This is a genomic window from Streptomyces krungchingensis, from assembly GCF_054729265.1.
In genome coordinates this window covers 3,060,512-3,072,233 of the sequence record NZ_JBPUKY010000001.1, presented here as the reverse complement: position 1 = coordinate 3,072,233, position 11,722 = coordinate 3,060,512, and the positions used below count along the sequence as shown (strand labels likewise).

The window sequence follows — 11,722 nt, the reverse complement described above, 5'->3', positions numbered from 1 at the left end:
GAGCCCCCATGTCCAAGGAATTCGAGATCGCCCGCGAGTACGAGGTCGACGCCACGCCCGAACAGGTGTGGGACGCCCTCACCACCGGTACCGGGGGCTGGCTGTGGCCCATGGAGTTCGACGGCGAGCGTCGCGTCGGCCCCTTCGGGTCCACCCTCACCAACTGGGACCCGCCGCACCGGCTGACCTCCCGCAGCGAGGACGTCGGGTTCCCCACCCAGAGCCTCAACCAGCTGGACAACACCATCGAGCCGCGCGACGAGGGCCGCCGGGCCTGGGTGCGCTACGTGCACAGCGGGATCTTCACCGACGACTGGGACAACCAGTACGACGGCGCGAGCAAGCACACCGACTTCTATCTGCACACCCTGCGCCAGTACCTCACGCACTTCGCGCCCCGCCCGGTCGCGTTCACGACGCTCAACGGGCCCGAGGCCTCGCAGGCGTCCGACGCGTTCACCGTCGTGGGCCGGGCCCTGGGACTGTCCGACGACACGGCCGAGGGGGCCAAGGTGGCCGCCCGGGGGCCCGGCGGCCGGACCCTGGACGCGGTGGTCGACTACCGCAACCCGTACTTCATCGGCCTGCGCACCGACGACGCCCTCATCCGCTTCTTCGGGCGCAACCACTGGGGCGCGCCGGTCGGCATCAGCGTCCACGACTTCGCGGCGGACGCCGACGCCGGGCGTGACGAAGCCGCCTGGCAGGGCTGGCTGAACGGAGTGTTCGACACCCCGTAGACGCGCCGGGCCGGCCCCCCGCGGGGAACCGGCCCGTGCCGCGGTGTCGCCACCGCGAGCGGACAGGGCAGGAGCCCGGCCCCCCGGACGACGGGGCCGGGCTCCTGCCCGCGCCGGACTACGGCCTGAACCGCAGCACCTGCGGGTCGTGGTCGCTGATCTGGTCGTGGAACTCCGAGTTGATGTGCACGCTGTCGTACTCGAAGTCGCAGTCCCGACGGATCGCGGGGCTGACCAGGATCTGGTCGAGGACCTGGCTGTTGCCCTGGTAGTCGTAGGTGTAACGCTCGCTCTTCGGCAGCGACTTGATCGCCGACCAGAGCTCGCCGTCACCCTCCAGGATCTTCACGGTGTCCGAGAACTCGAAGTCGTTCATGTCGCCGAGGGCGATGACGTCCGCGTTCTTCTGCGTCTTCAGGATCTCGTCCACGAAGGTGTTCACCAGGGTCGCCTGCGCGTGGCGCTGGGTCTCCGAGCTGCGTACCGGCGGCTGGTACTGCGAGGTCAGACCCTGGTCGCCACCCTTGGAGTTGAGGTGGTTGGCGATCACGAAGACGGTCCTGCCGCGGAAGACGAACTCGCCCGCGAGCGGCTTGCGGCTGCTCTTCCACGCCGTGTCTGCGGGGGCGATCCGGCCCGGGGACGCGGTCAGCTGCGCCTTGCCGTGCACCTTGGTGACGCCCACCGCGGTCGTCGAGTCGCCGCCCGCGCGGTCGGTGAAGGACACCCGCTCGGGGTTGAAGAGGAAGACCTGGCGGATGTTGCCGCCGGGCTCGCCGCCGTCCTGGTCGTTGACCGGATCTATGGAGCGCCAGTCGTACTTGGGGCCGCCCGCCGCGACGATCGCGTCGATCAGCTTGTTCACCGTCTGGTCGGCCGCGACCGTGCCGTCGTCCGTCGCGCCGTTGTTGTCCTGGATCTCCTCCAGGGACACGATGTCGGGCGACCGGAGGTTGTTCACGATCGCGGACGCGTGGGCGGCGAAGGTGGCGTCGCCCGGGTCGAGGTTCTCGACGTTGTAGGTCGCGACCGCCAGCTCGCCGCGCGCCTGCTTCTTCGTCGTCTCGCGCTCCAGGCCGCCCTGCTCCAGGGTGCCGAGCTGCCCGGCGACGAGCGTGTAGCCGCCGAACTGGTTGAAGTCGAGCGGGCCCGCGGTGTCGCCGGCGAGCTCGTCGCCCACGTTCGCGACCGGGAAGTCGGCCGTCGAGCCCAGGGACTGGATCTGGATCCGGCCCGTGTTCTGCGAGGTGTACGAGCCGTACACCGAGCCGCCCCGCTGGTTGGCGTGCTCGCGCGGCTTCACCGTGACCCACAGCTCGCTGTACGGGTCGGTGGCGGTGACCACGCGGGCGTCGCTGACCTGGACGTTCATGCCCTCGAGGGACTCGTAGTAGTCCAGGGCGTACTTCGCCGGCTCCAGGGTCAGAGCGTTGATCGAACCGCTCGCGGCGGTGTCGCCCGCGGGCGCGTAGGCGTCCGGCACGGACCGGGCGTCGACGACCGTCGCGGCCGGGACGGCGTTGCCGCTGGAGACGACGGTCACCGTCGGCTTGGTGATCTCCGTCAGCGACTGGTTGCCGCTGGAGGCACCGCCCGGGACGTACTCCGAGACCGTGCCCGTCACCGTGACCGAGTCGCCGACCGCGACCTTCGGGGTGGAGCTGGTGAAGACGAACACGCCCTCACTGGTCGCCGGGTTGTCGTCCGGGGTGGGGTCCTGGATCCAGAAACCCTTGGACGAGCCGTAGGTGCGCACACCGGTGACGATGCCGGCCACGTCCGTGACCTTCTGGCCCGCGAGCGGGGAGATCCGGGTGGTTCCCTGGATGTCGTGGATGTGGACGGTGTCCGCGTGAGCGGGCGTGGTGAGCACCACGGCGGAAAGGGTGGAACAGACCGCGGCGACGGTCAGCGCGCCTGTGCGCGCGGTTCTCCTGCTCGGCAAGGGAATCCCTCCGGGGACGTACGTGAGCGCCGGGACGAGGGTGGAGCTGTGGTCAACGCGTCCTGTGTGCGGGCCGGTGACGCGCGTAGAAGTCGACGGATCGCTGACCCGTTCGACTTCTACGCGCGTCAATCTCGTGTGTGGCGGGGGGAGTTGTCAAGGTTTCCGTGGTGTACGGGGGTTGTCGGGGACATGAACCAGGCGGCATGGGTGGAAATCCGTCTAGGCTGAGCGGTCGGCACGGATTCCCCGGCGGCCCTCGGACCCTCGCGTCCGGGGACACCTCCTCGGGTCCGGTGCGGTGACAGGGAGACGCTCGACGCCCGTTTTCGGGCGCTCTGCCGATTCTTGTCACTGCTCGCCGCTGCTTTTACGATTGCCCTGCTTGTCCTGGTTGTTCGGAGGAGAACCCAGCCGATGTCAGACAGCTCCCCCCTGCCGCCGGTGCGGCTGCACTCCGAAGCGCAGCTGGCGCGGGACGCGCTCGCCACCCCGCTGCTCTCCCGCGCCGCCCGGCTGGCCCGCTGGGCGGGTCCGGACACACGGGTCGGCGCGGGGGGCGAGCTCGTCGAGGAGCAGCTGCCCGAGGCCGCCGCCCTCCTCGGGCTCTCCGGGGACGACGCGGAGGCCTTCGCCGCCGCGGCCTGGGGGATGGCCGTCGACACCGGGCTCGTCGAGATCGTGGACGAGGAGGAGGGCACCGTCGGTCCGGGCGAGGACCTCGCCCTCCTCACCTCCGGCGCCCCGCAGGACGTCCTCGGCGTGTGGCTCGCCCTGCTCGACACGGTGCTCGCCGACGCGAGCGTGCCCGACCTCGACGACCTGGTCGACGCGATGGGGGAGAGCGGCGAACTCGACCTCTCCTCCCTGGACTGGGACCCCGAGGCGGAGGCCGAGTTCCTCGACGGGGTGCTCGGCAACCTGTACCTGCTCACCGTGGGCGACGACGGGGCCGGCGACGGGACGGTGCCGCTGCCCGCGCTCGCCGCGTCGGTGATCGTGCCCGACGACATGGGAGAACCCAGCAACGACGTCCTGGAACAGGTGTCGGACGCGATGATGCGGCTCGACGACCAGTTCCGGCTGCTGGAGCCCGCCGGGCTGGTCGACTTCCAGCCCGTCGACGAGGCGCTCATGGCGGACGCCGACGACGCGGCCGCCGACGCCGACGACGCGGACGTGTCCCGGTACGGGATGGTCCGGCTGACCCCGCTCGGCCTGTACGGGATGCGCGCCCGGCTCCTCGAAGCGGGCCTCGACGCCCCCGCGGTGGGCGACCTCGCCGACAAGGGGGCGGACGCGCTGCTGGACGGGACGGCCGTGTTCCCGCCGACGGCGGCGCAGGCCGAGACCGAGCAGTGGCTCGCCCGCCGCGAACCGCTGCCCGCCGCACACGAGTTGCTCGCCGCGGCCCGTGGCGGCGACGCCGGTGGGCCGCTGCGGCGGCTGCGCTGTCAGCAGGCGCTCTCCCTGGTCGGCCTGGAGGCCGAACCCGCGCTGCGGGACGTCCTCGACGACCCGGAGCTCGGAGGCCTCGCCCGGGTCTGGCTCTCCGAACACGGTGCGCCCGACGTGCCCCCGCCGTCCGAGGCGATGGTCTTCTGGCTCACCGTCGACACGGTGGCGGCCCAGCTCGCCGCCGAGGGCAACTCCGCTGAACTCCAGGCCCTCGTGGAGGGGCTGGCCCAGCAGCACAGCGGCTTCTTCGCCACCGCGTGGCGGGTCGACCATCCGGCTACCGCGGAGGTCCTGGAGGCCATGGGGCGCCTGCACCCCGACAAGAAGGTCGCCAAGGAGGCCCGCAAGGCCGCGTTCAAGGCGCGTTCGCAGCAGGGCAATTAGCGGCACGCGCGGCATGCGCGGTACGCCGGGCGCGACCCCGTCGAGGATGCGCCGGCGTGCTGCGCCCGGCGCAGTCGTCGCCCGACGGCGCCCGGCCCGGGCGCCGTCGTGGGGTGAGCCGGTGCCCGTAGGCCCGCGGCGCCGGTCATCACGGAGGAGTTCCCCGTCCACGCGATCCAGTGCGACCGGAGTCCGGGTTCCGGTGGATTCATGGAAGCGGGACCGGTGAAGTCGGCCGGTGTTCAACTCCCGTTCAGGCGCGGGCGGGAGCGTGTGGCCGCAACCGAGGTCGCCCCCGCCCCCCACGACAGTCCCCCTCCACCGTCACAGGAGACACCACATGTCGCTCACCCGCAGGGACTTCGCCAGACGATCCGCGATCACCGGTGCCGGAGTCGCCCTGGCCGGCAGCGTAGGCGCGCTGGCCACCGCTCCGAACGCCCTCGCCTCCACGGAGACGGACACCGACGGCGCGGGCGAGGCTTCGGGGGCGAAGCACGGCGGCGTCGGCTACGGTCCGCTGCTCCCCGACCCCGACGGCCTGCTCGCCCTGCCCGCCGGGTTCTCTTACCGCGTGATCACCTACAGCGGCAGGACCAAGCTGGAGTCCGGCGAATTCACGCCCTCCAACCACGACGGCACGTCCACCTTCCGCGGTCCGCGCGGCGCCACCCTCCTCGTCAACAACCACGAGCTCAAGGGCCCCCGCGCCGACTGGCCGCACCCCGTTCCGCTCACCGAGGGCCTGGTCTACGACCCGGCGGCGTCCGGCGGCTGCACGGTCGTCGAGGTACGGCACGACAAGGTCGCCGAGTGGGTCGGCATCGCGGGCACCTCCACCAACTGCGCCGGCGGAAACACCCCTTGGGGCACCTGGCTCACCTGCGAGGAGACCGAGGACAAGGCCGGCCAGAACGGCATGACCAAGGACCACGGGTACGTCTTCGAGGTCGACCCCGTGGACCGCCGCCGCAACCGCGGCCCCAAGCCGATCAAGGCGCTGGGCCGCTACGCCCACGAGGCCGTCGTCGTCGACCCCAAGCGCGGCCGCCTCTACCTCACCGAGGACGCCGCGGGCCCGAACGGCCTCCTCTACCGCTGGACCCCGCCGCAGGGCTTCGAGCACGGCCACGGGCAGCTCGCCACCCTCGCCGACGACGCCGGCTCGCTCCAGGCCTTCAAGTGCTTCGACTCCGGCGGCAAGTTCGTCGACGACCTGTCCCGCGCCACGAAGATCGGCACCGTCTACGGCGTGGACTGGGTGGACGTGCCCGACCGTGATGCGAAGACCACCTCCGTGCGCAAGCAGTTCACCGACGGCCAGGTCACCCGCGCCCGCAAGCTCGAAGGCATGTGGTGGGGCGACGGCGGCGTCTACATCGTCTCCTCGTACGCCCGCGGCGAGAGCCCCGTCCAGCACGACGGCGCCGTCTGGTTCTACGACCCCAAGCGCCGCACCCTGACGCTGAAGGTCCTCATCGGCGTCAACCCCGACCCGTCGGTCGACGGCGCCTTCGACGGCCCCGACAACATCACCGTCTCCCCGTACGGCGGCCTCGTCATCGCCGAGGACGGCGAGGGCATCCAGCACCTCTTCGGCGCCACGGACAGCGGCCGTACGTACCCGATCGCCCGCAACGAACTGAACATCGGCAGCGAGGAGGAGCCCGAGTACAGCGAGTTCACCGGCGTCACCTTCTCCCCCGACGGCAGCACCCTCTTCGCCAACATCCAGGACCCGGGCATCATGCTCGCCATCACCGGCCCCTGGAAGCGCCAGAAGCGCGGCTGAACTCCCTCGGACGACAGCACGCATTAATTCGCTCGCCCGGCCCGCGGCCGTCCTCCTAAAGTGATGCACGTCCAGGTGCGAAGGCAGGACCTACTTCCACTCATAATGGGGCGGCCGCGGGTTCGAGTCCCGCCACCGGTACGACGCGCCGGTGTAGCTCAGGGGTCAGAGCACCTTGTCGGTTCCGCCGACCTCGATCTCTGGACACCACAACTTCATGCACCTCCCGGTGCGCGGGCTGCGGCTACTTCTTCTCTCAAAAGAATCCAGAGCCGCCGCCGACCTGATCTCGGGAGGCGCAGCACAAGGTGGGTGCCCGGTGCGCAGGCAGCGGATACTTCAGGGACCTGGTCAAGAAATTGGTGCGGGTTCGAGTCCCGTCACCGGTTCAGTGCCGGTGTGGCGGAAATGGCAGACGCGCCAGGTTATAGCCCGTCGCCGATCCCGATCTCGGTCACCTTCCTTTTGCTGCGCCTCCCTCCGAAACAGCAACGAATTCGGGGGAATTCATCATGGCGCGATTCAACACCAAGGCGGCCCGAGCGCGGCCCACCTCCCGCGTGACGTCCACGGGACGCGTGCTCCGCACGTACGAGGGCGGGCGCGGTCAGGAGCGTGACGCGCGCTCCGAGCTTTTCTTGCTCGCCGTCGCCAACTTCGTGTCCCAGCAGACCTTCTACGAGACCGGCGCCGACCGTGACGACCGCTTCGCCGCGCTCGTCCGTGACCTCGCGGTCGCCGACCCGTCGTGGACCGCCGGTCTGCTCGGCTGGCTGCGCGGCGAGGGCAATCTGCGGACCGCCTCGATCGTGGGTGCCGCCGAGTACGTGAAGGCACGGCTGGACGCGGGCGCCACCGACGGCCCCTCGAACCGCCAGGTCGTGGCCTCCGTGCTGCGCCGGCCGGACGAGCCGGGCGAGCTGCTCGCCTACTGGACCGCCACCTACGGCCGCAACGTGCCGAAGCCCGTGAAGCGCGGTGTCGCCGATGCCGTACGCCGTCTCTACAGCGGCAAGTCGCTGCTGAAGTACGACACGGCGTCCAAGGGCTACCGCTTCGGCGACATCCTCAACCTGGTGCACGCGGCGCCGGACCCGGACAAGCCGTGGCAGGGCGAGCTGTTCCGCTACGCGCTGGACCGGCGGCACCACCCGGACGCGGCGGTGCCGCCCGCGTCGGACCGTGTGCTGAGCGCGCATCGCGCGCTGATGGCGCTGCCCGTCGCCGAGCGGCGTGCCGTCGTGACGGCGCCCGACGGTGCCGAGCGGCTCGCGGCCGCGGGCATCACGTGGGAGGCGCTGGCCGGCTGGCTCCAGGGGCCGATGGACAAGGCGGCCTGGGAGGCCGTGATCCCGTCCATGGGTGTGATGGCGCTGGTGCGCAATCTGCGCAACTTCGACGAGGCCGGTGTGTCCGACGAGGTGGCCGAGCAGGTCGCCGCGCGGATCAGCGACCCGGCAGAGGTGGCGCGTTCGCGGCAGTTCCCGTTCCGCTACCTCGCCGCGTACCGGCACGCGCCCTCGCTGCGCTGGTCGTACCCGCTGGAGCGGGCGCTCGGTCACTCGCTGGCCAACGTGCCCGCGCTGCCGGGCCGGACGCTGGTGCTCGTGGACCGCTCGGGATCGATGTTCTACTCGCGGATGTCCGACCGTTCGGAGCTCAACCGGGCCGACGCGGCGGCGATCTTCGGTACGGCGCTCGCGCTGCGGGCGGCCGACGCGGATCTGGTCGAGTTCGGCACCACGAGCGGCCGGGTGAAGTACCGCAGGGGCGAGTCGGTGCTCAAGGTGCTGGAGCGTTTCGGCGACCTCGGCGGCACCGACACGAGCGGGGCGGTGCGCAAGCACTACAGGAAGCACGACCGGGTCCTGATCGTCACCGACGAGCAGGCCGCGTACAGCCACTACGGCGACCCGACCGAGCAGGTACCGGCGGACGTGCCGGTCTACACCTGGAACCTCGCCGGATACCGGCCGGGTCACGGCCCCTCCGGGCGCCCCGGCCGGCACACCTTCGGAGGTCTGTCGGACGCGGCCTTCCGGATGGTGCCGCTGCTGGAGAGCGCGCGGGACGCCGACTGGCCGTGGGCGGTGTGACGGCGGGGGTGCCTGCCTGAGGCATGAGGGGAGCGGGGTCCGCACATCGGTGCGGGCCCCGCTCTTGTCGGCCCGGCGGATTGACATCTAACATTTCAGTTCATGGAGGCCTTGCGACCCGTGCGGCGGACCCTGCTCAGGGACCGCGCCTACGAAGCGATCCGCGACGCCATCGTGGCCGGGGAGATCGAGCCGGGCGCGGTGGTGCGCGACGCCGAACTCGCCGAGCGGCTCGGACTGTCCCGGGCCCCCGTGCGGGAGGCCTTCGCGCGGCTGGTCGACGAAGGCCTGCTGGAGACCAAGCCGCAAAGCTACACACGGGTGACCCCGGTCGTGGCCGCCGACGTGCGGGACGCGGCGGCGGTGGTCGGCGCCATGCACGAGCTGGTGACCCGGGTCGCCGTGCCCAGGCTGCGGGACACCGACGTGGACGCCATGCGCGCGGCCAACGACCGGTTCGCCGCCGCGGTGCGCGCGGGCGACGTGGACGCGGCCCTGGGCGCCGACGACGCACTGCACGACGTCCTCGTCCGGGTGAGCGGCAACCGTGCCGCGGCCGCCACCGTCACCCGCTACACCCCGCTCATCCGCCGTCTGGAGCGCCGGCGCTTCGGCGAGGGCGGCAGCTGCCGCTCGGCGGGACTGCACGAGCGACTGATCGAAGCCTGCGCGGCCGGCGACACGGAGGGCGCGGTCCGTGTGACGGCGGAGATCTGGCGGGGCCTGGAGGAGCTCGCCGACGAAGACACCCACTGATCCGGGAGGCCCCATGTCCCTTTCCTCGTACGCCCGTTATCCGCTGCTCTTCGGCCCTTCCCCGGTGCACCGGCTGGAGCGGCTGACCGGGCATCTCGGCGGGGCCGAGCTGTGGGCCAAGCGGGAGGACTGCAACTCCGGTGTCGCGTACGGCGGGAACAAGACCCGCAAGCTGGAGTACCTCGTCGCCGACGCGCTGGCCGAGGGCTGCGACACGCTCGTCTCGATCGGCGGAGTGCAGTCCAACCACACCCGCCAGGTCGCCGCCTGCGCCGCCCGCGCCGGACTCAAGTGCGTGCTGGTCCAGGAGAGTTGGGTGGAGTGGCCGGACTCCGTGTACGACAAGGTCGGCAACATCCTGATCAGCCGGCTCGCCGGTGCCGACGTGCGGCTCGTGCGGGCCGGGTTCGGGATCGGCTTCAAGGAGAGCTGGGAGCAGGCACTGCGCGAGGTCGAGGAGTCGGGCGGCAAGCCGTACGCCATCCCCGCCGGCGCCTCGGACCACCGGCTCGGCGGGCTCGGCTTCGCGAACTGGGCGTACGAGGTCGCGGAACAGGAGCGGGAGCTGGGGACCTTCTTCGACACCGTGGTGGTGTGCTCGGTGACCGGGTCGACCCAGGCGGGCATGATCGCCGGGTTCGCCGCCCTGGAGGAGGCGGGCGGAAGGCCGCGGCGTGTCCTCGGGATCGACGCGTCGGCAGAGCCCGCCCGCACCAGGGAACAGATCGCGAGGATCGCGCGCGACACCGCCCGGCTCATCGGCGTACGGAGGGAGCTCACCGAGGCGGACGTCGAGCTCGACGAGCGCTACCACGCGGGCACGTACGGGATCCCCGACGAGACGACGCTGGAGGCGATGCGGCTCGCCGCGCGGACCGAGGGCATGGTCACCGACCCTGTGTACGAAGGGAAGTCGATGGCCGGGATGATCGACCTCGTCGCGCGCGGCGAGCTGGACCGGGACTCCGCCGTGCTCTACGCCCACCTCGGCGGACAGCCGGCCCTGAACGCGTACAGCGCGCTCTTCTAGACGGCGCGCCGCCGTCCCTTGATCACGACCGCCGACACCAGCAGCGCGGCCAGCGCGATCAGCGAGCCGATGCCGAACGCGCGGGCCGCGCCCGCGGTGAGGATCTCGGCCGGGGAGCCGGTCGTGTGCCGTGTCGTCGTGCCGAACACCGTGACCAGGACGGAGAGCCCGAGGGTGCCGCCGAGCCATTGAAGGGTCTGGAGCAGGCCGGAGGCGGCACCCGCCTCGTGGGGTTCGACGCGCGCGAGGATGGTCGCGTTCAGGGGCATGAAGCTCAGGCCGACACCCACGCCGAGCAGCAGCAGCGGGCCGAGCAGCCCCGCCAGGTAGCCGTCGCCCGGTGCCAGCCGCCACAGCCAGGCTCCGGCGGCGACGAGCAGGGCCATACCGGTGAGCAGTACCGGCTTGGCACCGAGGCGCTGGAGCAGCCGCGGCACGCACCGCACGGTCGTGAACATCGCCAGCGTCATGGGCAGGAAGGCGAAGCCCGCGCGCAGCGGGCTGTACTCCAGCACCCGCTGGCTGAACAGGGTGAGGAAGTAGAACGCGCCGAACATGCCCGCGGGCAGCAGCAGGACGCCCGCGTAACCGCCCGCCCGGTCGCGGTCGGCGAACAGGCGCAGCGGCATGATCGGCTGCTGCGCGCGCGACTCGATCAGGGCGAAGCCCGTGAGCAGGGCCGCCGCGGCGCCGAAGCCGAGCTGCGCCTGCGGGTCGCTCCAGCCCTGGTCCGACACCTGGATGAACGCGTAGACGAGGGAGGTCGACCCGGCCGTGCCGGTGAGCGCTCCCGCCGCGTCGAAGCGGCCCGCGTGGCGCGGGGTCTCGGCCGCGAAGCGGGGGAGGGCGAGGGCCACCGCGAGGCCGATGGGCACATTGATGAGCAGGGCCCAGCGCCAGGAAGCCCAGGAGGTGAGCATGCCGCCGAGGACCAGCCCGACCGAGGCGCCGATGCCGGCCATGGAGGAGTAGACGCCGAGGGCGTGGTGGCGGCGGGGGCCGTCCGGGAAGTTCGTGGTGATCAGGGCGAGGGTGCTCGGGGCGATGAGGGCGGCGCCGACGCCCTGCAGCGCGCGGGCGGCGAGCAGCCAGCCGCTCTCGGTGGCGAGTCCGCCGAGCAGCGAGGAGGCGGCGAAGAGGAGTACGCCGGTGGTGAGTGTGCGGCGGCGTCCCGCGATGTCGCCGACCCGGCCGCCGAGGAGGAGCAGACCGCCGAAGGCGAGGGTGTAGGCGTTCAGGACCCAGGACAGGCCGGTCGGGGTGAAGCGCAGGTCCGTCTGGATGTCGGGCAGGGCGACGTTGACGACGGTGGAGTCGACGCCGACCATCAGATACGCGGTGACGATGACGAGCAGGGCGGGGCCGAGCCCGGCGGTTCCGGACGACGCGGAGGGTGCGTCGGCTGTGGTGGGCGGTGCGGACGGGGTGGACATGGGATGCTCCCTGTCTCTTGTCCCCGACGGATGCGTGCGGGCAGCACCGACCGCCCGCGAAGGTAAGCGGGGACTGTCTCCGTTTAGT

8 protein-coding genes are annotated in these 11,722 nt (G+C 71.6%); 6 read left to right on the top strand and 2 right to left on the bottom strand.

Annotated elements, in window-relative coordinates:
• Positions 1-8 precede the first annotated feature (8 nt).
• Complete coding sequence (locus ACSYGO_RS13705) at positions 9-740, top strand: SRPBCC family protein (RefSeq protein ID WP_432174848.1); 732 nt, start codon at positions 9-11, stop codon at positions 738-740.
• A 118-nt stretch (positions 741-858) separates the two neighbouring features.
• Here the strand turns inward: ACSYGO_RS13705 and ACSYGO_RS13700 are convergent, their stop codons facing one another.
• Positions 859-2,685 carry an endonuclease/exonuclease/phosphatase family protein gene (locus tag ACSYGO_RS13700; protein WP_460386770.1) on the bottom strand — a complete coding sequence of 609 codons (1,827 nt, stop codon included), beginning with the start codon at positions 2,683-2,685 and terminating at the stop codon, positions 859-861.
• Between the two features lie 417 nt (positions 2,686-3,102).
• Here ACSYGO_RS13700 and ACSYGO_RS13695 point away from each other — a divergent pair, with 417 nt between their 5' ends.
• The 5 genes from ACSYGO_RS13695 (at position 3,103) to ACSYGO_RS13675 (ending at position 10,201) form a co-directional block, all read left to right on the top strand.
• Positions 3,103-4,527 (top strand): hypothetical protein, encoded by a 1,425-nt coding sequence (locus ACSYGO_RS13695; protein WP_460386769.1) that lies wholly within the window; start codon positions 3,103-3,105, stop codon positions 4,525-4,527.
• A 340-nt stretch (positions 4,528-4,867) separates the two neighbouring features.
• Entirely contained in the window at positions 4,868-6,319 is a 1,452-nt protein-coding gene (locus tag ACSYGO_RS13690; protein ID WP_432174846.1) for an alkaline phosphatase PhoX, read from the top strand.
• A gap of 512 nt (positions 6,320-6,831) precedes the next feature.
• A complete protein-coding gene (locus ACSYGO_RS13685) occupies positions 6,832-8,415 on the top strand; it encodes a TROVE domain-containing protein (RefSeq protein ID WP_432189363.1) in 1,584 nt (527 codons plus the stop codon).
• 102 nt (positions 8,416-8,517) lie between these two features.
• The gene (locus tag ACSYGO_RS13680) at positions 8,518-9,171 is read left to right on the top strand and encodes a GntR family transcriptional regulator (protein WP_432174844.1); all 654 of its coding nucleotides are present in this window, start codon (positions 8,518-8,520) and stop codon (positions 9,169-9,171) included.
• 13 nt (positions 9,172-9,184) lie between these two features.
• Entirely contained in the window at positions 9,185-10,201 is a 1,017-nt protein-coding gene (locus tag ACSYGO_RS13675; RefSeq protein ID WP_460386768.1) for a 1-aminocyclopropane-1-carboxylate deaminase, read from the top strand.
• On the opposite strand, the gene ACSYGO_RS13670 is transcribed toward ACSYGO_RS13675, so the two are convergent.
• Entirely contained in the window at positions 10,198-11,634 is a 1,437-nt protein-coding gene (locus tag ACSYGO_RS13670) for an MFS transporter (RefSeq protein WP_460386767.1), read from the bottom strand. The two genes, ACSYGO_RS13675 and ACSYGO_RS13670, sit on opposite strands and share 4 nt — an antisense overlap.
• Between the last annotated feature and the right edge of the window lie 88 nt (positions 11,635-11,722).

Bases quoted from the DNA above. Each gene is read 5' to 3' on its own strand.
- ACSYGO_RS13675 (WP_460386768.1), top strand. From the start codon at position 9,185: ATGTCCCTTTCCTCGTACGCCCGTTATCCGCTGCTCTTCGGCCCTTCC.
- ACSYGO_RS13680 (WP_432174844.1), top strand. From the start codon at position 8,518: ATGGAGGCCTTGCGACCCGTGCGGCGGACCCTGCTCAGGGACCGCGCC.
- ACSYGO_RS13690 (WP_432174846.1), top strand. From the start codon at position 4,868: ATGTCGCTCACCCGCAGGGACTTCGCCAGACGATCCGCGATCACCGGT.
- ACSYGO_RS13705 (WP_432174848.1), top strand. From the start codon at position 9: ATGTCCAAGGAATTCGAGATCGCCCGCGAGTACGAGGTCGACGCCACG.
- ACSYGO_RS13670 (WP_460386767.1), bottom strand. From the start codon at position 11,634: ATGTCCACCCCGTCCGCACCGCCCACCACAGCCGACGCACCCTCCGCG.
- ACSYGO_RS13695 (WP_460386769.1), top strand. From the start codon at position 3,103: ATGTCAGACAGCTCCCCCCTGCCGCCGGTGCGGCTGCACTCCGAAGCG.
- ACSYGO_RS13685 (WP_432189363.1), top strand. From the start codon at position 6,832: ATGGCGCGATTCAACACCAAGGCGGCCCGAGCGCGGCCCACCTCCCGC.